This is a genomic window from Desulfosalsimonas sp. (assembly GCF_055149105.1).
In genome coordinates this window covers 12,266-36,625 of record NZ_JBSRLA010000016.1, presented here as the reverse complement: position 1 = coordinate 36,625, position 24,360 = coordinate 12,266, and the positions used below count along the sequence as shown (strand labels likewise).

General features: G+C 55.8%; 21 protein-coding genes. 11 read left to right on the top strand and 10 right to left on the bottom strand.

The features are described 5' to 3' along the window. Positions 1-26 precede the first annotated feature (26 nt). The 4 genes from ACTCIA_RS05825 to ACTCIA_RS05810 all read left to right on the top strand — a co-directional run bounded on the left by ACTCIA_RS05825 (position 27) and on the right by ACTCIA_RS05810 (position 4,231). Entirely contained in the window at positions 27-1,253 is a 1,227-nt protein-coding gene (locus ACTCIA_RS05825; RefSeq protein WP_463000860.1) for an ABC transporter substrate-binding protein, read from the top strand. Between the two features lie 61 nt (positions 1,254-1,314). After that, positions 1,315-2,160, top strand: coding sequence for an ABC transporter ATP-binding protein (locus ACTCIA_RS05820; RefSeq protein WP_463000859.1), 846 nt, complete (start codon positions 1,315-1,317; stop codon positions 2,158-2,160). 15 nt (positions 2,161-2,175) lie between these two features. Further along, complete coding sequence (locus ACTCIA_RS05815) at positions 2,176-2,568, top strand: universal stress protein (protein WP_463000858.1); 393 nt, start codon at positions 2,176-2,178, stop codon at positions 2,566-2,568. A gap of 139 nt (positions 2,569-2,707) precedes the next feature. After that, a complete protein-coding gene (locus tag ACTCIA_RS05810; protein WP_463000857.1) occupies positions 2,708-4,231 on the top strand; it encodes an AMP-binding protein in 1,524 nt (507 codons plus the stop codon). On the opposite strand, the gene ACTCIA_RS05805 is transcribed toward ACTCIA_RS05810, so the two are convergent. Next, positions 4,213-6,123, bottom strand: coding sequence for a GNAT family N-acetyltransferase (locus ACTCIA_RS05805; RefSeq protein ID WP_463000856.1), 1,911 nt, complete (start codon positions 6,121-6,123; stop codon positions 4,213-4,215). The genes ACTCIA_RS05810 and ACTCIA_RS05805 overlap by 19 nt on opposite strands. Before the next feature lie 191 nt (positions 6,124-6,314). Beyond that, a complete protein-coding gene (locus tag ACTCIA_RS05800; protein ID WP_463000855.1) occupies positions 6,315-7,094 on the bottom strand; it encodes an IclR family transcriptional regulator in 780 nt (259 codons plus the stop codon). Between the two features lie 228 nt (positions 7,095-7,322). On the opposite strand from ACTCIA_RS05800, the gene ACTCIA_RS05795 reads away from it, so the two are divergent. The 4 genes from ACTCIA_RS05795 to ACTCIA_RS05780 all read left to right on the top strand — a co-directional run bounded on the left by ACTCIA_RS05795 (position 7,323) and on the right by ACTCIA_RS05780 (position 13,025). Further along, positions 7,323-8,456, top strand: coding sequence for a Coenzyme F420 hydrogenase/dehydrogenase, beta subunit C-terminal domain (locus ACTCIA_RS05795; protein ID WP_463000854.1), 1,134 nt, complete (start codon positions 7,323-7,325; stop codon positions 8,454-8,456). Further along, a complete protein-coding gene (locus tag ACTCIA_RS05790) occupies positions 8,449-10,386 on the top strand; it encodes a thiamine pyrophosphate-dependent enzyme (protein WP_463000853.1) in 1,938 nt (645 codons plus the stop codon). Before ACTCIA_RS05795 ends, ACTCIA_RS05790 begins: the two co-directional genes overlap by 8 nt. Positions 10,387-10,388: 2 nt before the next feature. Beyond that, positions 10,389-11,027 carry an indolepyruvate oxidoreductase subunit beta gene (locus ACTCIA_RS05785; RefSeq protein WP_463000852.1) on the top strand — a complete coding sequence of 213 codons (639 nt, stop codon included), beginning with the start codon at positions 10,389-10,391 and terminating at the stop codon, positions 11,025-11,027. A gap of 195 nt (positions 11,028-11,222) precedes the next feature. Further along, on the top strand, positions 11,223-13,025 hold the full coding sequence (locus ACTCIA_RS05780; protein WP_463000851.1) for an acyl-CoA dehydrogenase: 1,803 nt from the start codon (positions 11,223-11,225) through the stop codon (positions 13,023-13,025). On the opposite strand, the gene ACTCIA_RS05775 is transcribed toward ACTCIA_RS05780, so the two are convergent. The 4 genes from ACTCIA_RS05775 to ACTCIA_RS05760 all read right to left on the bottom strand — a co-directional run bounded on the left by ACTCIA_RS05775 (position 13,022) and on the right by ACTCIA_RS05760 (position 14,836). Continuing rightward, positions 13,022-13,744, bottom strand: coding sequence for a spermine/spermidine synthase domain-containing protein (locus ACTCIA_RS05775; RefSeq protein WP_463000850.1), 723 nt, complete (start codon positions 13,742-13,744; stop codon positions 13,022-13,024). The genes ACTCIA_RS05780 and ACTCIA_RS05775 overlap by 4 nt on opposite strands. Beyond that, positions 13,728-14,249, bottom strand: a complete 522-nt coding sequence (locus ACTCIA_RS05770) for a GNAT family N-acetyltransferase (protein ID WP_463000849.1) — start codon at positions 14,247-14,249, stop codon at positions 13,728-13,730. The genes ACTCIA_RS05775 and ACTCIA_RS05770 overlap by 17 nt, the downstream gene beginning before the upstream one ends. Further along, a complete protein-coding gene (locus ACTCIA_RS05765; protein ID WP_463000848.1) occupies positions 14,234-14,506 on the bottom strand; it encodes a type II toxin-antitoxin system TacA family antitoxin in 273 nt (90 codons plus the stop codon). The genes ACTCIA_RS05770 and ACTCIA_RS05765 overlap by 16 nt, the downstream gene beginning before the upstream one ends. Before the next feature lie 111 nt (positions 14,507-14,617). Beyond that, positions 14,618-14,836, bottom strand: a complete 219-nt coding sequence (locus ACTCIA_RS05760; RefSeq protein WP_463000847.1) for an RNA-binding S4 domain-containing protein — start codon at positions 14,834-14,836, stop codon at positions 14,618-14,620. 165 nt (positions 14,837-15,001) lie between these two features. Between ACTCIA_RS05760 and ACTCIA_RS05755 the strand changes: the two genes are divergently transcribed. The 3 genes from ACTCIA_RS05755 to ACTCIA_RS05745 are packed head-to-tail and all read left to right on the top strand — an operon-like array spanning position 15,002 to position 19,898. Beyond that, positions 15,002-18,619: a proline dehydrogenase family protein gene (locus tag ACTCIA_RS05755; RefSeq protein ID WP_463000846.1), complete on the top strand. Its 3,618-nt coding sequence runs from the start codon at positions 15,002-15,004 to the stop codon at positions 18,617-18,619. Positions 18,620-18,637: 18 nt separating this feature from the next. Further along, on the top strand, positions 18,638-18,883 hold the full coding sequence (locus ACTCIA_RS05750; RefSeq protein ID WP_463000845.1) for a hypothetical protein: 246 nt from the start codon (positions 18,638-18,640) through the stop codon (positions 18,881-18,883). Beyond that, on the top strand, positions 18,807-19,898 hold the full coding sequence (locus tag ACTCIA_RS05745) for a trypsin-like peptidase domain-containing protein (RefSeq protein ID WP_463000844.1): 1,092 nt from the start codon (positions 18,807-18,809) through the stop codon (positions 19,896-19,898). Before ACTCIA_RS05750 ends, ACTCIA_RS05745 begins: the two co-directional genes overlap by 77 nt. 18 nt (positions 19,899-19,916) lie before the next feature. Here ACTCIA_RS05745 and ACTCIA_RS05740 read toward each other — a convergent pair whose 3' ends face one another. From ACTCIA_RS05740 to radC, 4 genes are all read right to left on the bottom strand, one after another. Then, complete coding sequence (locus ACTCIA_RS05740; RefSeq protein ID WP_463000843.1) at positions 19,917-20,246, bottom strand: type II toxin-antitoxin system PemK/MazF family toxin; 330 nt, start codon at positions 20,244-20,246, stop codon at positions 19,917-19,919. Next, positions 20,243-20,473, bottom strand: a complete 231-nt coding sequence (locus ACTCIA_RS05735) for a ribbon-helix-helix domain-containing protein (protein WP_463000842.1) — start codon at positions 20,471-20,473, stop codon at positions 20,243-20,245. The genes ACTCIA_RS05740 and ACTCIA_RS05735 overlap by 4 nt, the downstream gene beginning before the upstream one ends. A 92-nt stretch (positions 20,474-20,565) precedes the next feature. After that, complete coding sequence (locus tag ACTCIA_RS05730) at positions 20,566-23,394, bottom strand: TOTE conflict system archaeo-eukaryotic primase domain-containing protein (RefSeq protein ID WP_463000841.1); 2,829 nt, start codon at positions 23,392-23,394, stop codon at positions 20,566-20,568. A gap of 275 nt (positions 23,395-23,669) precedes the next feature. After that, positions 23,670-24,347 carry a RadC family protein gene (gene radC, locus ACTCIA_RS05725; protein WP_463000840.1) on the bottom strand — a complete coding sequence of 226 codons (678 nt, stop codon included), beginning with the start codon at positions 24,345-24,347 and terminating at the stop codon, positions 23,670-23,672. Between the last annotated feature and the right edge of the window lie 13 nt (positions 24,348-24,360).

The window sequence follows — 24,360 nt, the reverse complement described above, 5'->3', positions numbered from 1 at the left end:
AAACAAGCCAAATCAAGGAGGGGGAAATGAAAACCAAAAAAATCAGCATATGGATCATTGTTGCAGCCGCGGCCCTGATGCTGGCCGCACCCGGGTCTTCCATGGCCGGAGAGGTTTACAAAACAGCGCTGTCCCTTGCCATCACGGGTCCGACATCTGATGCGGGAAATCCTTATTCAAAGGGAGCTGAAGATTATTTCCGGTATGTCAATGACATGAAACTGCTGGGAGACGATACAATCGAGTGCACGATCCGGGATGACAAGTATGAGACAGCCATCACAAAGCGAAACTTTGAAGAATTTCTGGATATGGGCATTGTCTTTTATCTCAATTATTCCACCGGCAGCACCCTGGCGCTGAAGCGCGATTTTGACGAAGTGAAAATGCCCACACTCCCGGCTTCCTTTCATGCCGGCAACATAGAGGGGTCGGATTATATTTTTCTGCCCATTGCGTCGTATTCCGCCCAAAACATCGGCCTTGTCGAATATGTGGTGGACCACCATGAAGGCGGCACGCCAAAAGTGGCCATGTACGTCCATCCTTCGGCATTCGGCAGAGAACCGGTAAAAGACATTGAAAAAGCCGTTGAAGCAGGCCTGGATATAGAACTCGTTGAAACGGTTGAACATGGTCAGGATCTGGATGTCACGGCCATGATCCAGAGGTGGAGAAGCAAGGGAGTTGAGTATGTAATAAGCCAGACCGTGCAGTCGCCTGTGGCAACAATGCTCAAAGGTGCAAAGAATATGGATCTGGTTGCAAAGCATTTCGGCGAAAAGGGGAAAATGACATTTCTGGGCGCTCATTACACGGGCGGCAACGACTTGATCGCCCTTGCCGGGGATGCGGCTGAAAATTTTTTTTGGACGACCTCTTATATCGTGACCTCCGAACCCGGGGTAGGAGCGGAGGCGCAGCTTGCACTTGCGCAAAGATACGGCCGGGATGAAAAAACCGCCAATTCCCACAACTATGCAAACGGGATCATGGTCGCCCAGGTCACAACAGAGGTCATCAGGCGGGCCAAGGCCAAAGGAAAGCCGGTCAACAAGGAAAATCTCTATCAGGAATTACTGGAGATGAACGGCATGAACGCCTTTTATCCGGTCACCACCGTGGGGCCGGTTACATATTCCAAAGACGATCACCAGGGCGTTGATACCCTGCAGCTCTATGTGGTTGATGACGGGGAGTTCCGTGCAGAAGGCAAGCCGTTTGTCTCGGAATATGCGGAGAAAATCAAGTAACAAAGCAGTGGATTTCAGGCCCCCTTTGCACCGGGCCCGGCGTAAGGGGGGCTTTTTAAAAATGTCTGAAAAGCGGGTTGAAATATTCATGGAAACCAAACAAGACGGGCATCTGCTGGAAGTCAACAATATCGAGGTGGTATACAACGATATTGTTCAGGTTTTAAGGGGCGTGAGCCTGAAGGTGGCCGAAGGCGCCATTGTATCGCTTCTGGGCACCAACGGCGCGGGCAAAACGACCACCCTGCGGGCCATCAGCGGGCTGCTCAAGCCTGAAAACGGATACATCCGCGACGGCTACATCCGGTTCAGGGGCCGGGACATCACAAACGTGCTGGGTACATACGTGGTAAGGCAGGGGGCGGTGATGGTGCCCGAGGAGCGTCGTGTTTTCAAGCACCTGACCGTGGATGAAAACATCTGGGTGGGTTCGGTGACCCGCAAAGACGGCCAGCAGAAAATCCGTGAAGACCATGAACTGATGTACAGGCATTTTCCGCGCCTGGCCAACATTCCCAAAAGGCTTGCAGGCTATTGTTCCGGCGGAGAGCAGCAGATGATCGTTATTGCCCGGGCCCTGATGGCCGCACCCAAGGTGCTGATGCTCGATGAGCCGTCCCTGGGCCTGGCCCCGCTTCTGGTAAAGGAGATCTTTGAAAACATTGCCGCCATCAACAGGGATCTGAATACCACTATTCTGCTGGTGGAGCAAAATGCCAGGATCGCCCTGGAAATATCGCAGTATGCCTATATCATGGAAACCGGCAGGATCGTACTGGAGGGGCCGGCAGGGGAATTGAAGCAAAATCCGGACGTCAAGGAGTTCTACATGGGCCTGACCCGGGCGGGGGGACGAAAATCCTTCAAGGAGGTCAAGTCTTACAAGCGGCGGAAAAGATGGATGTAGAAAAGGAATGATCTGATGAAAATACTGGTCGGCTACAACCGGACAAAAGCCTCAGAGGCGGCCCTGTCTCTTGCCCGTGAGCATGCCCTGTTTTTTAATGCCAGGGTTGTAATTGTCACCTCCATGGAAGGCGGGTCAAGCGAGAGCTTCGAGCAGATCGCCAGTGTGGACAAGAGCCTGGATGAGGCCGGACGGTTTATGAAGGAAAAGGGAGTGGAATGCGAGACACACCAGCTTGCCCGCGGGATGACCCCGGGCGAGGATCTGGTGCGCTTTGCCGCGGAAAATCAAATCGACCTGATATTCGTGGGGGTCAGGAAAAAATCCCGGACCCAGAAGATCATTCTGGGCTCCACGGCGCAGTTCATTATTTTAAAGGCTCCGTGTCCCGTGACCACTGTTAAGTAAGAAGGCAGAAGGCAGAAGGCAGAGGGCAGAGGGCAGAGGACGGAGGGCAGAGGACGGAGGGCAGAGGACGGAAGGCAGAGGACGGAAGGCAGAGGGCAGGGGGCCAATTCAATTTTGGGGCACAGGACAGGAAAAAACCATGGGACTCTACGATTTTACATTTTATGATCAGATAAAACGCAATGCAGCGGCCTTTCCGGATGCAGGGGCCTGGTACGAGGCTGACACCGGCGAGATGTTCACATTCCGGGACATCAAAACCCGTGTTGACGCACTTAGCTCCGGACTCAAGGCCGCGGGGGTGGAAAAAGGCGACCGCCTGGGAGTGCTTGGAAAAAACAGCATTGAGTTTTTTCTGCTCTTTGGTGCCGCGGCAGCTGCCGGGGCGGTTATGCTTCCGATAAACTGGCGGCTGAGCGCAGACGAGATCTGCTATAACTTAAATGATTGCTCGCCCAGGCTCATGTTTGCGGACGCAGAATTCCAGGATATGCTCAAGGATCGCCTGATGGATCTGCCTTCGCTGCAGCAGTGCTACAACTTAAAGTCCGATGCCGGGGCATTCGGAGCCCTGTCCTCCCTTGCAGAGGGCGGAAGCAATGCTGCGCCCGAAGACGCAGGCAGCCATGACGGATTTGTGATCATCCATACCGCAGCGGTGGCCGGACGGCCCAGGGGCGCGCTTTTGAGCCATGAAAACGTTCTTTGCGCCGGTCTTCATCTGGACTATTATTTTGGCCTGTCTGAAAAGGACGTGCACTTATGCCTTTTGCCGCTGTTTCACGTGGCCGGTCTTTTCATGGCAGTGGCTGCGTTTCAGGCGGGCGCGCTGAACGTGAACATGAGCCGGTTTGATGCAGGCAGGGCCGCAGGGCTGACAGAAGAGTTTGGCGCCTCCCTGTTCTTTGATTTTCCGCCGATTCTCTCATCGTTTTTAAAGGCCGCAGCAGAGGAGAACCGGGACATTTCATCGCTCCGGTCGGTGGTCGGCCTGGCGTCAGCCCGGGACATCGAGCAGTACCAGCAAATGACAGGCGGTACGTATTACTGCATGTACGGCCAGACCGAAACCTCATTGCTGGCAACCCTCGGGCCTTACAACGACGCTCCGGGATCAGCCGGAAAGCCGGTGGTGCTGGCGGACGTGCACACGGTGGATGAGACCGGCCGTTTTCTGCCCCCGGGCGAATCCGGCGAGATTGTCATCAGGGGCCCCCTGGTGTTTCAGGGCTACTGGAACCTGCCCGAAGACAACGCGCATACATTCCGCAACGGCTGGCATCATACCGGAGACACGGGGCGTTTTGATGAAAACGGGTTTTTGTTTTATACCGGCCGCATGGCGGAAAAGGAGCTGATCAAGCCCGGGGGGGAAAATGTTTATCCGGCGGAAGTGGAAAAAGTCATCCTGGAGCATCCGGCAGTGGATATGACAGTGGTTTTTGGTGTGCCGGATCCCAAATGGAAAGAGGGGATCAAGGCGGTGTGCCGGCTCAAACCCGGGGCCAGACTGGGGGCGGAGGAACTCATCGAGTTTGTGGGCAGGCGCATTGCCCGTTACAAAAAACCCCATTATGTTGAAGTGGTCACCGATTTTCCGGTCAGATCAGACGGCAGTCCGGACCGTGAAAAAATCAAGGCCCGTTATTCCGGGTCCGGCTGATTTTTTTCCTTGTTGTTGCCGGCCTGGTTTTCCGGGGACTCAAAGGGCATGTGGATGTCGACCTCCCCGGAGTATCCGCGCTTGATTTTGGCATGGGGATAGCGTTTTTCAAAAACATGGACCATGGCCTTGTTTTCGCTGAGCACGGTTGCGGTAAAGGCCGTGTACTTGTTTTCCCGGGCGATTTTTTCCAGCAGGCCCAGCATGTAGCTGCCGATGCCCTGGCCCTGGTATTCTTCCTTGACCACGAAAGCCACTTCCGCCACTTCATCTTCGGCCTGGCCGTAGGAGCCGATGGCAATGATTTCCCTGTGCTTGCCCCGCTGGATCATGCCGATGATGGTCATGTTTTGGTGATAGTCCACAGAGGCCCATTGTTTTTGCAGCATTTCCCGGGAAAAGATCTTGCGGCGGTAAAAAAAGCGGTAAAACACCGTGCTTTCCTGGAGCGAATAATAGAAATTGCGGGTGGCAAACTCATCCGATGGCAAAAGTGGCCGGAATTCCACTGTTTTTCCGCTTTCCAGGTCCAGGTGGTCTTTGTAGTCTTCCAGAAACATCAAATCCTGCTCGCTGGGCGGGATTTGGTCGCCAAAGATGTAGTGCCGCTTCTTGGCTTCTTCAATGAGCCATTCCCGGAACTTGGGATGGGCGATCTGGGCCAGTTCCATGACCCGCTGGTAAATGCCTTTGCCGTGAAGTTCGGCAATCCCGTATTCCGTGACCACGATATCCACGTCACCACGGGTGGTGGCCACGCCGGCGCCCTCGCTTAGATGGGGCACAATGCGCGACACCTTGCCGCCCTGGGCCGTGGAGGGCAGGGCAATGATGGAAAATCCGTTTCGCGACATCTTGCTGCCCCGGATAAAGTCCACCTGGTCGCCGATGCCGCTGTAGAAGATATAGCCCTTGGAGTCCGTGCAGATCTGCCCGGTCAGGTCGATTTCCAGAGCCGAACTGATGGAGATCAAATGGTCGTTTTTGGCGATGATGTTGGGATCGTTGACAAAGTCGGCCACCCGGAAATAAAACATGGGGTTGTTGTCCATGAACTGGTAAAGCTGCTCCGATCCCATGCACAGGGAAGCCACCACCCGGTTGGGAAGATAGTTTTTTTTCTTGTTTGTGACCACGCCCTTCTCAAACAGGGGCAGAAATCCGTCTGTGATCACCTGGGTGTGGATCCCGAGGTCTTTTTTGCCGCTTAAATGGGGCAGGATAAAATTGGGCAGATGGCCGAAGCCCACCTGGAGGGTGGAGCCGTCATCGACGAGCTGGTTGATGTACTGGGAGATACGCTCGACAATTTCCTGGTTTTTGGCCTCAGGCAGGGCGGAAACAAGGGGTTCTTCAAACTGGACCAGATAATGGATGTCATCGACATGGACAAAACCGTCTCCCCAGGTTCGCGGCATACGGGGATTGACCTGGGCGATAACAAGGGGGGCGTTGCTCATGCCCGAAACCGTTATGTCAACGGAAATACCCAGGCTGCAGTAGCCGTATCGGTCCGGCGGGCTGACCTGGATTAAGGCCACATCCAGGCCGATCTGCCGGGTGTTAAACAGCTCCGGGATCTGGGAGAGATAGGCCGGAATATAGTCGATTTTTCCCTCAAAAGCAGCCTGGCGCATGTGCAGGCTGATAAAAAACAGCTTCAGGGAAAACCGGCTGGTAAAATACGGATCATCGATGTACTGGGCAAAGGTGGAAGACAGCATCTGGTAGACCACGATGTCCTGGACGCTTTCATCTTCGACCATGGAGCGAATCAGCTGCTGGGGTTCGCCGCAGCCCGTTCCGATAAACACCCGGCTGCCGTTTTTGATTTTTTTCACCGCTTTTTCAGGGGCAAGCAGTTTCTCCGGGCAATATGCTTTCAGGTCCATCTCGGTATTTCTCCTTATGCGTTTCCGCCAGGGCCATGCTGATTCAATTCCGAATAATTTTCCCAGAAACCCGGCGCCGGGTCAAGGCATAATCGCTTTGTTTTCAGTTTTTTAAAAAATTCATCATAAGGGAAAGGGCCGGGAGCAAGGATCGTTGACAGGTGTTTGCCACAGACGTATAGTTTTTAGCGTCAGGATGCGCCGGTTTCCATGATTGCGGGAAAATATCCGAAAAGGCGGGAGATCTCGGCAGCCGTGGAAAGTACTTCACCGGCCAGTTCCTCTGTCTGATCTCCCAGGACCTGGTTGACCGGGCCTGACAGGCTCAGGGCCCCGGCCACGCCGCCCTGGTGGTCAAAAATCGGCGCACCCATACAGCCCATGCCCTGCACGGCCTCTTGCCGGTCAATGGCGTATCCCCGCCTGTGGGTGGCCTTTAAGTCTTCCAGGAGCTTTTTTTTAACAGTTACCGTGTGGGGGGTAAATGCGGTCATCCGGGTCCGGTCCAGGTACTGCCGGATGGTTTTTTCATCCAGAAAGGCCAGGATGGCCTTGCCAATGGCCGAGCAGTAGGCGTGGATCCGCGGGCCCACCTGGTGGGGCAGCACGGGCATGGGGTTGGGATGGGTGTTTAGGGTGATCACCACCGACCCGCCGTCCCAGATGCCGATGCGTGAAAGCAGCCCTGTGCGCCGGGAAAGCTGATGGCAGGGGCCGGCGGCCTTCTGGTTTAATTCCAGGGTGCCGGAAAGCACAATGCCCAGCTCGTGGATTTTCAGGCCAAGGCGGTATTTTTTGGTTTGTTCATCCTGGCTTAAAAAGCCCTGGTCCACAAGGGTGCGGGTGATGCCATGCACGGTGCCCTTGGGCAGGTCCATCAACCGGCTTAGCTCGGAAATGCCGAGCACCGGGCGGCGATGGGAAAACAGGGTTAAAATTGTCAGCGCGCGCTGCACAGACTGCACACTCATGTTTCAAGCTCCGTTCGGTCATTGTGAATTTGCCAATGTTTGAAAAATATCCGTATTTTGAACAGGAGTCAAATTTTATCTGAACACGATTCATGATTTCCGGACGGTATAGTTGTTCGGTAATAACAAACAATATTTGGCATTGACGACTATCTGCCATTCAGGTAGAAAAACAACAGGATGGGCTGGATTGACAACTTGACATGGATTTGACCAGGGGAGTTGCATATGCAGGTACTCGGACCCGGTGATCTGCACAGGGAAGTGCTGGAAACCGGTTTGTGCGTGGGCTGCGGGGCATGCATTCACCTGTGCCCCTATTTTGACACCTGGCAGGGCAAGACTGCCATGGTTTTTTCCTGCGACCGGGAAAAGGGCCGGTGCCACGCCTTTTGCCCAAAAACCGAGGTGGACCTGGATGCGCTTTCCAGGTTGGCCGGCCGCGGGGAATATAGCGGGGACCCGATCGGGGCTTACAGGCAGATTTTTGCCGTTCGGGCAGGGGATGCCGCAGTTTGCGGGGATTTTCAGGACGGGGGCGCGGTTTCGGCCCTGGTTGCGTATGCCCTGGAAACCGGCTGCATTGACGCGGCCGTGCTCACGGGCAAAAAGGGCCTGATGCCGGAACCGGGCCTGGTGACCCGGGCCCGGGACGTGGCCGGGTATGCGGGCTCCAGGTATGCGGCCGCACCCACCCTGGCGGCGTTGAATCAGGGGATCAGCCAGGGGTATCAGCAAATGGGGGTTGTGGGCACGCCCTGCCAGATGACCGCCGTGGCCCGAATGCGGGCCAATCCCATGGCGGATGAAAATTTCTCAGATCCCGTGGCCCTGACCATCGGGCTGTTTTGCACCTGGGCCCTGGATGCCCGGGGCCTGATGGCTTTTATGGAAAAACGCCTCCCCGGCGAAGAAATCCGCAAAATCCGTATTCCCCCGCCCCCGGCAGAAATCCTGGTGGCTGAAACCCGCAATCATGCCATTGAAATCGCCCTTGATGAAATCCGGGATCTCGTGGCCAAAGGATGCGGGCTGTGCCCGGACATGACCGCCGAATGGGCGGATGTGTCAGTGGGCACCATGGAACAGAACCCGGGATACAACACCCTTGTGGTGCGCACTGAAAAAGGCCGGCAGCTAACAGCCGATGCCGCGGCCGCCGGATACCTGGAGGTGTGGGATTTTCCGCAATCCGGCCGGGTTCACCTGGAGACGGCAGCGGCTGCCAAAAAGCGCAGGGCCTTTGGGCGCGCCCTTGATACGGGCCGGGTCAATTCGGAGAAAACCGGCTCGGCCGTGCTGCGGGTCAATGCCCGGGCCCTTGAAAAAATGACGGCCGGGCCGGGAGGTGCGCATGAATGAGCTGATTGAAGGCCGGCCGGGCCAGCGGCTTTTGATGATGGGCAACCAGGCCATTGCCAGGGGCGCCCTGGAAGCCGGGGTGAGTGTGGCAGCCGGTTATCCGGGAACCCCGTCTTCGGAGATCATTGAAAACCTGGCCGGGGTGGCTGATGCCGCGGGGATATACGTGGAATGGTCGGTGAATGAAAAAGTGGCCGCGGAAGTGGCTGCGGCCGCATCCTTTGCGGGCTTGCGTTCGCTTTGCGTGATGAAGCAAAACGGGGTCAACGTGGCCTCGGATTTTTTGCTCCATCTGGCCGGCGGCGGCACCCGGGGCGGCATGGTGCTGGTGCCCTGCGATGATCCCGGAGCCCTGTCTTCCATAAACGAGGGCGAATCCCGGCATTTTGCGCGCCTGCTGGAAATCCCCCTGCTGGAACCCGGTGGTTTTCAGGAAGCCAAGGATATGATCAAGTGGGCTTTTGAACTCTCCGAGCAGATCGGCAACCTGGTCATGGTCAGAAGCGTCACCCGGCTGTCGCATGCCAGCGGAAACGTGGAACTCGGCCCCATCCCCGATGCCCGGCCCAAAGCCCGGTTCCGGCACACCGGGTTTATCCTGGATCCCGAGCAGGGCGCTGTGACCAGCGCGCCAGTGACCTGCAAGCACGCCCTGCAGCAGCAAAAACTGGAAAAGGCCCGGGACGCTTTTGAAAACGCATTGTTCAATACTTATACAGGCCCTGAAAACCCGGAATTGCTGGTAATTACCGCCAGTGCGTGCAATCTGTACTGCCGGGAGGCCATTGAAATACTGGGTTTGTCAGACCGCGCGGGCCTGTTGAAACTGGGGACCACCTGGCCTTTGCCGCAAAACCTTGTTTGCCGGCATCTGGAAAAAACCGGCCGGGTGCTCATTGTCGAGGAGGTGATCCCGTTTCTGGGGGAAAACATCAAGATCCTGGCAGCCGAGCTGGCCCCGGAAATCGGTGTCAAAACCATCCATGCCAAGCGCGACAAAACCCTGCCGTCAGTCGGGGAGATGAGTCCGGATCACGTGATTGCCGCTCTGGCCAAAATTTTTGACATTTCTTATGCGGCCGTGTCCGCGGACTACACGGAAAAAGCCGGGCTGTGCGTGCTGGCCGGGGCTCCTGGCCGGGACCTGACCTTTTGCCCGGGATGCCCCCACCGGGCTTCCTACTGGATTTTGCACAATGTGCTGGCGTTGGATAACCGGGAAGGGTTTGTGTGCGGGGATATCGGCTGCTATTCTCTCGGCATGCGCGAAACCGGGTTTTTTTCCCTAAAAACCATGCACGCTATGGGGTCGGGCACGGGAATTGCCAGCGGTTTCGGCAAATTGGGGCAGTTCGGCATGGACCAGTCCATTGTGGCCGTATCCGGGGATTCCACCTTTTTCCACGCGGTCATGCCGGCGCTGGTCAATGCCGTGCATTACAATGCGGATATCACCCTGGTGGTGTTTGACAACAGCGGCACGGCCATGACCGGCTTCCAGCCCCACCCGGGCCTGGATACAGACGCCATGGGTCAAAGCGCGCCGGCCGTTGACATTGAGGCCGTGTGCCGGGCCGTGGGGGCGCAGACCACTGTGTGCGATCCCTTTGAAATGGATCAGACCCGTGATATCCTGTTGGAAAAGATCTCCGGCAAAAACGGGGTCCAGGTGGTGATCATGCGCCGGGCCTGCACCCTGAGTCCGGAGCGAAAAGGCAGGCCGGAATATGAAATGCATCTGGATCCGCAAATCTGCATCGGGGAAAGCTGCGGGTGCAACAAGCTGTGCACCCGGGTGTTTAAGTGTCCGGGCTTAAACTGGGATGAAAAAAGTCGTTGCGCGCGCATCGACGAGGTGATCTGCGCCGGCTGCGGGGTCTGCGCCTCGGTTTGTCCGGCAGGGGCCATCACCCGAAAGAAGAGGACCTGAAAATGGCGGCAGCTGTGAAACTTCCCGGCGACCCTTACAACCTGGTGATCACCGGCGTGGGCGGGCAGGGCAATGTGCTGGCTTCCCGGGTGCTGGGCCATATTTTTACGCACCAGGGCTATACCGTCACCATTGGCGAAACCTTTGGCGCCTCCCAGCGGGGGGGCTCGGTCATGAGCCACCTGCGCGTCTCGGCAACCCACACCTGGTCGCCCCTGATGCCAAAGGGCCTGGCCCATGTGATCATATCTCTTGAGCCCACCGAGGCCCTGCGGGTGCTGGCCGATTACGGCAACCCGGATGTGATCGTCTTGTGCAACACCCGGCCGGTGCATTCCATTGCCGTGATTTCCGGCCAGGCCCAATATCCGCAGCAGGACCGGCTCCGGCAGTGGATCGGTGATCTCTCGGCCCGGGCGTGGTTTCTGGAAGCCACCCGGGCGGCCATGGAAATGGGAAACGCCATTTTTGCCAATATCATGATGATCGGGGCCCTGGCTGCCGCAGATATTCTGCCCGTGGACAGGGATTCATTTAAAGCCGCGGTCTCGCAAATGATGCCCGAGGACAAGGTGGCCGCCAACTGCCGGGCCTTTGACAGGGGCGGACAAATGCTGCTCAAAAAGGAACCCGGACCATGATATCCCCGGCCCCGGGATCGTGGATAAAGACCGCTTCTGGCAGTCTTTTTGGCGCTGATTTGTTTTAATGGATGCGAGTTGACGGAGCAATGCAGACAGGATAATGAAAAAGATGTTTCGGCCAAAACCCCGCTGTCGGATCACAGACCCAAAAATCCGGCGGTTTGAACAAAATGAAATGAAAGGAAGGCTATTGTGGCAACCCGGTTTGTAGATGAAAGAAACGTGGATTTTCTGCTTTACGAGGTCTTTGACGTCACGTCTTTGACCCGGTATGACTATTTTGGCCAGCACAACCGCAAGATGTTTGAAATGGTGGTCAAAGAAGCGGTGAAACTGGCCAAAAACCTGCTGTTTCCCCTGTTTGAGGAAATGGACAGAAAGCCGCCCGAACTGGTTGGCGGCGAGGTCAAAGTACATCCGGCCATAAAAAAGATTTTAAAGGAATTTGCCGAAGGCGGCTGGCTGACCAGCACGGTTCCCATTGACCAGGACGGAGAGCAGCTGCCTTCCATGGTGGCCGATCTCTGCGAGTTCATTTTTGCCTCTGCCAATTACTCGGCCAATGCCTATGCCGGCCTGAGCCGGGGTTCGGCCCATCTCATCGAGTCCTTCGGCTCCAGGGAGCTAAATGAGACCTTTGTGCCCAGGATGCGGCAGGGCCGGTGGCAGGGGACCATGGCCCTGACCGAGCCCGAGGCGGGATCATCTTTGACTGATGTGGCCACCACCGCCGAACCCCTGGAAAACGGCCAATACCTGATCAAGGGGCAAAAGATTTTCATCTCCGCGGGCGATCACGATGCCGTGGAAAACGTGGTGCACCTGATGCTGGCCAAGATCCCGGGCGGTCCGGCCGGGGTCAAGGGAATTTCGCTTTTTGTGGTGCCCAAGTACCGCCCCGGTGCAGACGGCACCCTTGCGGCCAATGATGTGGCCACCTCCGGGATTTATCACAAGCTGGGCTACCGGGGATGTCCCATTGCCCAGCTGAGCATGGGCGATAAGAACGACTGCCATGGCTGGCTGGTGGGAGAGGCCCACCAGGGGCTCAAATACATGTTTCAGATGATGAACGAGGCGCGCATCGGCGTGGGCATGGGGGCCACGGCCATGGCCGGCGGGGCCTATCACGCGGCCCTGGAATACACCCGGACCCGGACCCAGGGCAGAAAGCCGGGCCAAAAGGACCCGGCATCACCGCCTGTTGCCATTATCGAGCATGCGGATGTCAAGCGGATGCTGCTGTTTCAGAAATCCGTGGTGGAAGGTTCTCTGTCTTTGCTCACCCAGTGCAGCAAATACGTGGATATGATGAAGGTGACACAAGACGCTGATGAAAGGGAAAAATATCATCTTCTGCTGGAAATCCTGACGCCCGTGGCCAAAAGTTATCCCTCGGAGACCGGCATTTTGGCCATCAGCCAGGGCCTGCAGTGCCTGGGCGGATCGGGTTTCTGCGATGATTATCCCCTGGAGCAGTATTACCGGGACTGCCGGATTCATCCCATCCACGAAGGCACCACCGGGATTCAGGGAATGGATCTTCTGGGCAGAAAGGTCATGATGCAGCAGGGAAAGGCCTTTGCCTTCTTCACTGAGCAGCTGCGCCAGACCATTGCCGAAGCCGGAAAACTAAAGGATCTGGAGGGTTTTGCCGTACAGCTCCAAGACGCTGTCAGCCGGCTGGAGCAGGTGACCCGGCATCAGGTCGGTGTTGCGCAAAGTCAGGGGGCTGAAGCCTTTCTGGCTGATGCCACCCTGTATCTGGAGTATTTCGGCATTGTCACAATCGCCTGGCAGTGGCTGGCCCAGGGTTTGGCCGCCCAGAGCGCCCTGGAAAAGGGCCCGAAGAAAAAGGACAAGGGGTTTTACGCCGGCAAGATGTTTGCCCTGCGCTATTTCTTTGCCTATGAACTGCCCAAAATCGAAGGATTGGAAAAACGCCTCATGGCCGATGACCGGCCCACCGTGGAGATGCAGCCGGCGTTTTTTTAACCGGTTTTGCGCCGGGCCAGGTAGATGCCGTTTTCAGACACGGTCTGCTGCAGGGGGTTGTCAAAACAGATGGTGCGGCCCTCCGCCTGTTCAAACACCGCAGACAGGGTCTGGATAAACCCATCGTGCGGGGCGTCATTGGACCACAGGGCAAACACGCCCCCGGGTTTGAGAAGGGATTGGAGGCGGTTTAGGCCGGCTGCTGTGTAAAATTCACCGTGGCCGGCATCCAGCCAGGCTTCCGGGCTGTGGTCAATATCTATCAAAATTGCGTCAAATTGCCGGCCGGGCGTATCCGGGTCAAGGCCGCCGGCACGGCACAGGGCGAAAAAATCCCCGTGTATCAATTGGCAGCGCGGATCATGGCACAGCACCGCCCCGTTTGGCACCAGATTTTGACGGTGCCAGTCAATGACCGGCGCCAGGGCCTCGATGACCACAAGGCGCTTTACCTGCTCAAATTCCAGGGCGGCCGCGGCCGTATATCCCAGGCCCAGCCCGCCCACGGCAACGTCCCAGTTGCCGCCTTCCAGGCAAGAAAGTCCGGTTTCGGCCAGGGCGGCTTCAGCGGCATAAAACAGGCTTGACATGAGATATTCGTCATTGAGCTTGACCTCGTAGATGATTTTTCCCTTCAGGGCCATCATCCGCCTGCGCCGGAGCACCAGCTCGCCCATGGGGGTATTGCGAAAGTCGAGTTCTTCAAACAAGGGGTTCATGGGCAAGGCTCTTTTTGATATCCTTTAACAGCAGCATGAGCATCATCGGGTCCACCGGGGAGGCTTCAAATCCATGATGGGTATAAAATTTCCGGGCATTTTCGTCCTTGGCATGGACCAGAATCGCCCGGATTCCGATCTGGCCGGATATGTTGACGGTTCGGATCAGGCCGTCTCGCAGCAGCCATTGGCCGATTTTGTATCCCTGCCACCTGCGGTCAACAGCCAGTCTTGCAAGGATGGCCACCGGTACGGGGTGTCTGGAAAGGCCCCTGGTGATCCGGGACCCGGTCTGCTCCGGAGCCACTGCCCCTGCAGCCAGGCTGTAATATCCGATAACCTGGTGGTCATCCCGGCAAAGGACAAATGTTTTGGATGTGCCGGCCTGCTGATTCATCCAGGCGTAATCTGTCAGCCATTGGTTTAAAACAGGATTGCCGCAATCAAAATCGGTTGTCCGGTGATGTTTTTCAAGCGCTGCCGGCGGGGCTATGTTTGTTCCCAAGGCGGTTTTTCCCTGAAAAGCTTAAGGATTTCCGGTTTTGATGCAGTCGGCCTTTCAAGGGCTTCCTGGAACCTGGCAAAGCTGTCTTCATCGAGAAAAAACAGCCGCTGATCCAGCAGGGCATGCTCGGCTGCCCTGCATGCACTTTCAAGAACAAAATCGGAAAAACTGGTTCCCTTAATTTCAGCCGCCCGGGACAGCAGGGTCTTCTGGGCCTGGGTGGTGCGCAAGGAAACCCGTTGGTTTTTGGCTTTCATTTCAGCCTCCGTTTCTTGTATTTGTGTGTCTATTGTATGTACAAATACACCTGCAGTCAAGCCAAATCCTTATATAATGCATCCGGGATGTTGACATGGAAAAGCGGCGGATCATTTTCCCTGCACCTGCACCCGGAGCTGCCGGCCGGCAAATTCCACCAGATCGCCGGCAAAGATTTTTTTGCGCTTTCTGGTTTCAGTTTGCTGGTTGACCTGAACCATGCCCTGGGCAATCACGTACTTGGCCTCTCCGCCGCTTGCAGTCAAATTTTCGAGCTTGAGCAGCTTGTAGAGCGCAATGGGTTCCTCTGTGATGATCACTTCTTTCATTTTCCGCCTTTTTCTGTAAATCCTGTCTTGTCTTCAATGGAAATTTATCCATTATATGCTATAATACCGACCAAGGATATAAAATAACACAAAGCCCGCCCTTGCTGCTCTCTGTTTGGCCATTGGCGTTGCGGCGGCAATGTTTTCACCCTTGCTGGAGGAACAATGAACACCCCGAATCCGGACCAAATTGAACAAAGCGCTGCCGCACTTGCCGCCAAATGGCAGAACCGGGCAAATGAGCTGCTTACCGCAGAGGAAAAACACATCCAGCAGCAGATGAAGCGTCTGCTGACCCACCCCCTGGACAAGGTGGTGCTCACCCGCATGATCGACCAGTGCTTCCGGTCCTACGATCATGAGCGGGTGGCCGACCAGGTCAATCACCTGCTCTCCGAATACGGGGTCCCGGATTTTTTCTCCCGGGTGGAGCGGCTGCTGATCCAGATGTTTATGGGCATGGGGCGGCATTTCCCCAATATCGCCGTGCCCCGGATGGTGGAGCAGATGCGCAATTCCTCGTCCCGGGCCATTATCCCGGGCGAATCCAAACCCCTGCACCGGCACCTGGAAAAACGAAGAGCCCAGGGCGTGCGCATGAACATCAACCACCTGGGCGAGGCCGTTCTTGGCGAAGAAGAGTCCCTGCGCCGGCTGCAGACCTATATTGACGACATGAAGGATCCGGATGTGGAATACATCTCGGTGAAAATCTCCACCCTGTATTCCCAGATCTCGCCCATGGCCTTTGAGCACACCGTGGAACTCCTGGTGGAAAGACTTTCACAACTGCTGCGGGTGGCCAGGCAAAATTATTTCACCCGGGAAAACGGTGAGGTTGTGCCCAAGATCGTCAACATGGACATGGAAGAATACCGCGATATCCACATTACCTGCGAGGCCTTTGTCCGGACCCTGGAAAAAGCGGAATTTTTAGACTATTCCGCCGGCATTGTCCTGCAGGCTTATCTGCCCGATGCCTATCCGATGCAGCAGCGCTTGACCCAATGGGCCATTAAGCGGGTGGACGCCGGCGGGGCGCCCATCAAGCTGCGCATTGTCAAGGGCGCCAATCTTGAGATGGAGCTGCTGGAATCTTCTCATTTCAACTGGCCGCTTGCCACATATGACAACAAAATGGACGTGGATGCCAATTACAAGCGCATGGTTTCCTATGCCATGCAGCCCGAACACATCCGGGCCGTGCACCTGGGGGTGGCCTCCCATAACCTGTTTGAACTGGCCTATGCCCATGAGCTGGGCCATGCCCTGGGCGTGACCGAGTTTTTCTGGTTTGAAATGCTCGAAGGCATGGCCGATCACATGCGCCGGACCCTGCAGGAAAGCGTCAGAGATATCCTGCTTTATGCGCCGGTGGCCTCAAAGGACCAGTTTATCAATGCCATTGCCTATTTGATCCGGCGGCTGGATGAAAACACCTCCCCGGAAAATTTCCTGCGCTATGCCCCTTACCTGACAACCAACTCCCGCGCCTGGACGTTTTTAAAAGACCAGTTTGAACAGTCCTGCCGGCATATGGATGCGGCCCCGGCTGCACCCAGCCGGACCCAGAACAGAAACACGGAAACATTTGATGAGCAAATCGGGGCGTTTTTTACCAACCGGTTCACCAATGAGCCGGATACGGACTGGTCCCTGCCGCCCAACCAGAAATGGGCCAAAACCATCCGGGACAAATGGCGGAAATCCGCCGATGATGATCCCATTGAAATCCCGGTGGTCATAGACGGAGATGAAATTTTCCAGGACCGTGAAACCAGAAATGTCATTGACGTGACCACGTATAACCCGGATTCCGGGGATGCGGTCACAACAGCCGTGTATGGCCTGGCCGGGACCGAGGACATCCGGCGCGCGGTTGAAACCGCCCGCCGGGACCCGGACGGATGGCGGGAGAAAACCCAGGAAAAACGACACCAGATCCTGGACCGGGTGTGCCATGAGCTCAGAAAGGCCCGGGGCGATCTGATCGGCGCGGCTGCGGCCAACTGGGGCAAGATGTTTGCCGAAAGCGACCCAGAGGTGTCAGAGGCCATTGATTTCACAGAGTTTTACCCGCACAGCGCCAAAATCTTTCACAACATGGACAATGTCCGCGTTCGCCCCAGGGGCGTGGGCCTTGTGATCACGCCCTGGAATTTTCCCATTGCCATTCCCTGCGGCGGGATTGCCGCATCCCTGGCGGCCGGAAACACCGTGTTGTTCAAGCCCGCATCATCGGCCGTGCTCACGGCCTGGGAACTGGTGAAGTGTTTTTACCGGGCCGGGGTGTCGAAAAAAACGCTCCAGTTCATCCCGTGTGCCGGCAGCACCGCAGGCAGCGAGTTAACCGGCAACCCGGAGGTGGACTATATTATTTTGACCGGGGGCACGGATACGGGCCTGCGAATATTGAAAAACCGCCCGGACGTCCAGCTGGCTGCGGAAACCGGCGGCAAAAACGCCACCATTGTCACGGCCATGTCCGACCGGGACCAGGCCATCAAAAATATCGTGCATTCGGCCTTCAGCAACTCCGGTCAGAAATGCAGCGCCACCTCCCTGGTGATATTGGAAAAGGAGGTCTATGATGACCAACTTTTCCGCCGCCAGCTCGCGGATGCGGCCAAAAGCTGCAAGACCGGCTCCTGCTGGGAGTTTCAAAACAAGGTGGGCGCGGTCATCGCCCCGCCGGACGGGGATCTGCACCGGGCCCTGACACAGCTCGAAGAGGGCGAATCCTGGGCCTTAAAACCCGGGCCGGTGGCGGCCAATCCCTATATCTGGAGCCCGGGGATCAAGTGGGGGGTAAAGCCGGGCGGCTATACCCACATGACAGAATTTTTCGGCCCTGTCATCGGGGTCATGCGCGCCCAAAGCCTGGATCATGCCATTGATCTGGTCAACATGACCGGATACGGCCTGACCTCGGGGCTGGAAAGCCTGGACCGCCGGGAGCAGGAAAAATGGAAAGCCGGGATCAAAGCCGGCAATTTGTATATCAACAAGGGCACCACCGGCGCCATTGTGCTGCGCCAGCCTTTCGGCGGAATGGGAAAGTCCGCCCTGGGCGCGGGGATCAAGGCCGGCAGCCCCAATTACGTCTACCAGTTCATGGATTTTGCCGAAACCGGGTATCCGGCTGTTGGCGACATTTGCGAAGACAGCCATTTGCTGCGCATTGTCAATGAATGGCAGATTGACCTGCGCTGGAACAGGTTTGATGCAGACCTTGCCGGAGATCTGGAAAAGGTGGTTTATGCGGTTAAAAGCTATCTCCACTGGTGGGAGCAGGAGTTTGGCCAAGAGCATGATTATTTTCATCTGCGCGGCCAGGACAATCACCTTCGGTATCTGCCCAAGGGCCGGGTGGTGGTCCGGGTCAGTGAAAAGGACTCGGTATTTGAAGTGCTGGCCCGGATTGCCGCTGCCCGGATCACCGGGTGCACGGCCACAGTCAGCATTCCGCCCGGGCTTTCCGGGCCTGCGGCCCGGTTTCTGAACACCCGTCACGGCCGCCGGTTTTTCAGAAACGGGGAGATCGTTGAGCAGACAGACCAGCGGTTGTGTGAGATCATGGGCGAAATCGACCGGATCCGGTATGCCGCCGCCGACCGGGTGCCTGCCGTGGTCTATGAAAAGGCCGCGGAAACCGGGTTTTATGTTTCCCGCACCCCGGTTTACATGGAAGGCCGCCTGGAACTGCTCCAGTATCTGCAGGAACAGGCCGTGTGCAACAATTACCACCGCTACGGAAACCTGGGGGAAAGGGGCCTGATTTAAAAACGCGGATTAATGTTGATGGCACCGCAAAAAGTCCAATATCTGCGTTACGCGCGATTTCTCAGAATTTCACGTACGGATCAGTACGCTGCATTCTTCGAAATCGCGCAAGCCTTGATCTTGAACTTTTTACAGCGCCATCTGAAAATCGACTTTTTACGAGCGCGTCAATGTTCAGGGGAGAAAAATGCTGAGAAAAATGGTTTTTCCGGCCGTTCTGGTGATTTTGGTGACTGCTTTTGCAGCCGCGCCGGTGTTGTCTGAAATTTACAAATACCAGGATGCAGACGGCAAATGGCATTTTACCGACACCGCGCCCGAAGGCGAAGCAAAGCGGGTGGAATCGGCCGGGCGCTCCGGCCGCCACGGGCCCGCCTCAGGCCGGGATCTGAAGGCGGACCTGCACAACCGCTACAACCCCTCAAGCCCGGTGGAGGCCGCGGCCCTGGCCGCGGTGACCATAAAGACGGGCATTGGAACCGGTTCCGGCTTTTTTGTTAATGAAAACGGTTATATTCTCACCAACCGGCATGTGATCCAGACAAGTTCGAATACCCTTGAGCGAAGCGATGCGGCAATAGAGAAAATAGAGAAACGGTTTGCGGCCGCAGACAAGCAGATCGCAGATGAAAAACAGCGCCTGCGCAAGTTTGCCCGGCATTTGAACCAGTACCGGACAAGCATAGACAGGATGCCCAGGGGCGCGGCCAGGCAGCGGGAAAAGCGGCGCTATGCCATTGAAAAGGATCGATACGAGGCGTATAAGAAGCGCTTTGAACAGCAAAAGGCCGAATATGAGGACAAAAAGGCTGAATACGAAAGACAGATCAGCTCGTATCGTTACAAAAACGCCACTGCAGCGCTGAGCCGCCATTTCAAGGTCATATGCAAGGACGGCCGGGAAATCCCCGCCTATCTGGTGGCCAAAAGCCGCAGCCATGATCTGGCGCTTTTAAAAATCGACGGGTACAAAACCCCTTTTATCGCCCCGGCCAACCCGGGCCCGCTTTCCCAGGGAGATCAGGTCTATGCCATCGGCAGCCCCCTGGGCCTCCGGGATTCAATGAGCCGGGGCATTATTGCCGGGTTCAAGTCCAATTTCATCCAGACCGATGCCAAAATCTATCCCGGAAACAGCGGCGGCCCCCTGGTGACCCGCCAGGGCCGGGTGGCCGGGATCAACTCCTTTAAGGAACTCACCCGCAAGTTCGAGGGCCTGGGATTTGCCATTCCCATCCATGTGGCTTTCAACGAATTTGCAGAACATATTCGCCCCTGAGGCGGCGCCGCGCGGATTTCAGCTGTCGATGCCCACAGCTATGGCCAGGGCTTTGTCCAGGACAGTCATTTGAACGGGATACAGCGTGCCGACAAAATTTTTCAGCAAGCGTTTGGGAATACTGACCAGTTCATCGCAATGGATGCTGCTGTCATGTTTCAGCCCATTGTCGATACCAACCGGTACCTGGGTGGAAAGACCGTGGTAAGAACTATATACAGGGGCGCAGATGGCAGTTGAAAGCCTGGAGTCAAGCAGAACCTGGCGGCTGATGACCACAAAAACACGGTAGCGTTTCGGATCATGGGCAGCGCCTTTATAGACTCGATAAAGCTCCCCGCGTTTCACAAGTCCGCCTGAAAATCCAGAACATCCTCTGCTTCTTTATTGAGTTCAGAGGCTTGTTCGTTGAGAATTTTTAAATCTTTGAGATCCCGTGCACGCTTGGTTTCCGTATCGATCAACGCCCGTACCGCTTTTTCAATAAATGCGGATCGGTTGCCATATCGCCCTGACAGCGCGTCTATCTGACAGACTAAATCCCGGGACAGCGTGATTGATGTTTTGACTTTCATATTTATCGGCTTTGATTTTTTTGATTGTTTTGCACTCAGAATATTTTGGTATGATCATTGTGGTATTAAATTAAAGCATCGTGTTTGTTTTGTCAATCAATGATGACGCCTAGTGCACCCGGTTGCCCTGAGCGATGGACGACTGTCCGGACAATGGCGTCCAGCACCTGATCTAAGTGGGTGCCCACATCTGTGGTCAGGAAACGGAGGACAATATATCCGTTTTCCTGGAGAAGCAGGTCTTTGCGCCGGTCCCGGCGATATGCCTGCGGATCATCCAGGTGCTGAGCGCCGTCAATTTCAATGGCGATCCGGTTGTCTTTGTCCAGCAGATCCACTTCCATCTTGCCATGGCCGTCAAAGGAAATGGGCAGGGTCTGATTCAATTCAAATCTGCCAGCGGTCTGAGGCAGGGTTTGCAGCCGCTGGTAAAGAAATGCCTCGGTGGCACTTCGTGCCCCTCCTTGGATTTTTGTTTCCCCAGGCGCAGCTCCGGCCGCTTGAATAAACAGGGAGGCCAAAGGCTTGTCCACCCCGTCGCGAATGAGCCGTCGTACACTGGCGGCATAATCCTGTTTCCAGGCAGGATCAACCGGAAGTTCTGCATCTGCGGGCCATCCCGGAACAGCACTGGCCGGCAGCTCGATGGTGTAGCCGACGCCTTCATATCCCCGGCAGCGCCGGTCAAACATCCTGGCCAGCATGGGCACGTTGAGGTCTGCGTAGTCATAGACGCAGACCTCGCGCTTGGTATCGTGCAAACGGTGCAGCCGCCCGACATATTGTGCCACGGTTCCTTTCCATGACACCGGCAGGGTCAGAAAAAGCGTGTCAAGCCGTTTATCATCAAACCCTTCTCCGATATACCGGCCGGTGGCGAGCAATACCCTTTCTTCATGAGGATCTATGGCTGCGAGTCTGTCAGAAAGATCTGCCATAACCTTTTTCCCCATGCCGCCCCGGTAAACAAGCAAATGCTGTATTTCCGGCCGTAGTCGTTCTGCCAGAATTTCCAGATGCTGGGTTCTCTCTGTTAAAACAATCGGGGATCGTCCGTTTCTGACCGCCTGGATCACATCGCCGCAGATGAGCTGGTTGCGGTTTTCATCCGCCATCAGTTCCAGGTATAAAGCTTGAAATTGAATCCGAACGTCCGGATTATCGGCTGTCTGGGTTTGAAAATCTGTCGGGCGGACAATGACTTTATGCTGCAGCGGACTTTTGTCTGCCTGTTTTTTGGCATCAACGCGATATCGCACCGGCCCGCATTGCATGAAAATAATGGGATGATGTCCGTCTTTTCGGGTCACTGTGGCTGACAGGCCGGTTACAAACCGGGCTTTTGCGCGCCGGGCCACCAGTTCAAAGCTTCTTGCAGAAAGGTGATGGCACTCGTCCACCACAATGTGTCCGTAATCAGCCACCAGGTCATTGACCTGGCCTTTGCGCACCAAGCTTTGAATCAGGGCCACATCCAGAGCGCCGGTCAGTTTTTTTCTGCCGCTGCCCATGGACCCGATGGATTCTGCCGGCGGATCCAGAAATGCAGTCAGGCGGTTGATCCACTGCTCCATGAGCTGCTTTCGATGGACCAGCACAAGGGTGTTGACACCTCGCTGGGCGATCAGCCATGCGGCAATCACGGTTTTGCCAAAAGCCGTGGCAGCGGCCAAAACCCCATTGTCGTGTGCTGCCATTGCTTCTGCTGCAGTGATCTGCTCCGGGCGCAGTCTCCCCTGAAATGAAACCGGCAGCGGTCTGCCCTGAAAACGTTCATCCCGGATCACGGGCTTGATGTTGAGCTCTGAAAACAGTTTTTCAATATCCGGAATACAGCCCCGGGGAAGTCCGATATGCTGCGGATACTGCTCTGCGCATGCGATAATCCTTGGCTTGTCATAGGTGGGCAGGCGCATGGCCTGGGCTCTGTAAAATTCCGGATTCTGAAAAGCCGCCAGGCGCAGGAGCCGGTTGCGCAGAGCCGGGGAAAGCGCATCTTTGGATATATAGATCTGATCCCCCAGAATCAGTGTCAGTTCATCTGGTACGTCCGTGATTTTCGGTTCTTTGGGTCGTCTGGAAGGAGGTGCCTCCCAGGGGGCATCCTCCGGGTCTTCAGCCGGCGGAAACCGGACCCCCATCACCTGGTTTTTCTGTTCCGCCGCATCCACAATGGTTTCTGTAAGACTGCGGAAGTTTTTCATCAGGGTTGACAAAAAAACCCACTGGTCCGGATACGGTCTGAAATGCTTGTCAAGAAAAACGCTGTTTGCCGATTCCCGGGCTTTTTTCTGCAGGGGCAGGGCTATCAGGCTGCCCAAACCGCCTTTGGGCAGGGTGTCCTGGTTGGGGAAAAACCGGTCATATGAATCAAGTCCCATATCCGGCCGGTTTTCCATGGTCCGGGTCAAAACGCAGGCGCCCAGTTTTCTTGCCAGGACAGCCGGAACCGGCTCTTCGAAAAACAACCACACGTGCGCACCGTTTCCGGAACGGGAACGCTCAAGGGCTGCATGAAGATTCATCTGCTCACAAGTTTCCATAAATGCCTGGGCATCTTTCTGCCATGTTGTCTTGTCAAAATCAGCTGCCAGAAAAAAGCAGGTCTCATCAAAAAGCATGGGGTAAATGCCCATGACAAAATCCCGACCGCCGTCATCACAGCCAGACAAATGCCATCGGATCACCGTATCTGTGACAGCAAGGAATCGTTGATTCGGGCACTGGGTGCATTTAACAGCGCGTTTATCGCATAGTCCCTTTGCCCACTCATTGGCACAGGCCGGCTGGTAACCGGTTTTGCCCGATTTCCTGCTCTCAAAGCGCCGGGGATAGACATCATCCCGGCCGCGGAAAAACGAACGGAACAAGGCGATTTTTTCATCAGGGGAGCTTTGGTTATGAACCCGGGATTTTTCCATCTGTCATGCGTTTTTTGGGCAGCTTTTTAGTTGGCGCCGATTCTGACAAATTTTTTTGGACGTTCATGTCATGTCAAAAATTGACAATGAGCACAGAATAGCTATTGTTGAATCAGTCTCATCTGCCATGTGTAGAAGGAGCAATCAAAGCCGTCAAGTCAGCTTGGCGGCTTTTGTTTTCTTACCCTGTCAGCATTTTGATATGCCTTGCGGCAACTTCTGCTATTCCCCTTGGTCGGTTTGTTTTACGGAGATCGGATTCATCGCAACAGATGTTATAGGTGAGGGTCGTCATTGAAATCTCCGTTTTCCAGGAAGCTGTAATATCCCCTTGCGTTAAAAATGATGTGATCCAGCAGGCTGATGCCCAGGATTTCCCCTGCCTTTTTTAGCTGACGGGTGATTTTCATGTCCTCTTTACTGGGGTGCAGGCTGCCGCCGGGATGGTTGTGGGCGACGATAACCGCAGTTGCCCGGTCGGTGATGGGATCGGCAAAGACTTCGCGGGGGTGAACCTGGGATTGATTGACCAAGCCTACGGAAACCGTGCGCACCGCCAAGACTTCGTGGCCGCCGTTTAAGGAAATGCAGATGAAATGTTCCTGTTTGCGGTCTGCCAGGTGTTGAATCAGGGGCAGCACGTCCGGCGGAAACGCAATTTTGATGCCTTCCGGTTTTATTCTGCGGCGGGCAAATTCCAGGGCTGCGGCAATCAGACCGGCCTTGGCCGGGCCGATGCCGTCAATGGCGAGCAAATCATCGAGAGAAGGTTTTGCATTGGTCTTATCCGCCACTTTTACCGCTTTTTCCGCAAGAGACATGACATCGTGCTGCGGGGTGCCGGAGCCGAGCAGAATCGCCATGAGCTCAAGGTCTGACAATGCCTGCGCCCCTCTGTTCTGCAGCTTTTCCCTGGGACGGTCCCATTTTGGAAGGGTTTTGATTTTCCGCATGGTTCTGCGTTCC

Bases quoted from the DNA above. Each gene is read 5' to 3' on its own strand.
- ACTCIA_RS05825 (WP_463000860.1), top strand. From the start codon at position 27: ATGAAAACCAAAAAAATCAGCATATGGATCATTGTTGCAGCCGCGGCC.
- ACTCIA_RS05820 (WP_463000859.1), top strand. From the start codon at position 1,315: ATGTCTGAAAAGCGGGTTGAAATATTCATGGAAACCAAACAAGACGGG.
- ACTCIA_RS05815 (WP_463000858.1), top strand. From the start codon at position 2,176: ATGAAAATACTGGTCGGCTACAACCGGACAAAAGCCTCAGAGGCGGCC.
- ACTCIA_RS05810 (WP_463000857.1), top strand. From the start codon at position 2,708: ATGGGACTCTACGATTTTACATTTTATGATCAGATAAAACGCAATGCA.
- ACTCIA_RS05805 (WP_463000856.1), bottom strand. From the start codon at position 6,123: ATGGACCTGAAAGCATATTGCCCGGAGAAACTGCTTGCCCCTGAAAAA.
- ACTCIA_RS05800 (WP_463000855.1), bottom strand. From the start codon at position 7,094: ATGAGTGTGCAGTCTGTGCAGCGCGCGCTGACAATTTTAACCCTGTTT.
- ACTCIA_RS05795 (WP_463000854.1), top strand. From the start codon at position 7,323: ATGCAGGTACTCGGACCCGGTGATCTGCACAGGGAAGTGCTGGAAACC.
- ACTCIA_RS05790 (WP_463000853.1), top strand. From the start codon at position 8,449: ATGAATGAGCTGATTGAAGGCCGGCCGGGCCAGCGGCTTTTGATGATG.
- ACTCIA_RS05785 (WP_463000852.1), top strand. From the start codon at position 10,389: ATGGCGGCAGCTGTGAAACTTCCCGGCGACCCTTACAACCTGGTGATC.
- ACTCIA_RS05775 (WP_463000850.1), bottom strand. From the start codon at position 13,744: ATGAACCCCTTGTTTGAAGAACTCGACTTTCGCAATACCCCCATGGGC.
- ACTCIA_RS05765 (WP_463000848.1), bottom strand. From the start codon at position 14,506: ATGAAAGCCAAAAACCAACGGGTTTCCTTGCGCACCACCCAGGCCCAG.
- ACTCIA_RS05760 (WP_463000847.1), bottom strand. From the start codon at position 14,836: ATGAAAGAAGTGATCATCACAGAGGAACCCATTGCGCTCTACAAGCTG.
- ACTCIA_RS05755 (WP_463000846.1), top strand. From the start codon at position 15,002: ATGAACACCCCGAATCCGGACCAAATTGAACAAAGCGCTGCCGCACTT.
- ACTCIA_RS05750 (WP_463000845.1), top strand. From the start codon at position 18,638: ATGGCACCGCAAAAAGTCCAATATCTGCGTTACGCGCGATTTCTCAGA.
- ACTCIA_RS05745 (WP_463000844.1), top strand. From the start codon at position 18,807: ATGCTGAGAAAAATGGTTTTTCCGGCCGTTCTGGTGATTTTGGTGACT.
- ACTCIA_RS05735 (WP_463000842.1), bottom strand. From the start codon at position 20,473: ATGAAAGTCAAAACATCAATCACGCTGTCCCGGGATTTAGTCTGTCAG.
- ACTCIA_RS05730 (WP_463000841.1), bottom strand. From the start codon at position 23,394: ATGGAAAAATCCCGGGTTCATAACCAAAGCTCCCCTGATGAAAAAATC.
- radC (WP_463000840.1), bottom strand. From the start codon at position 24,347: ATGCGGAAAATCAAAACCCTTCCAAAATGGGACCGTCCCAGGGAAAAG.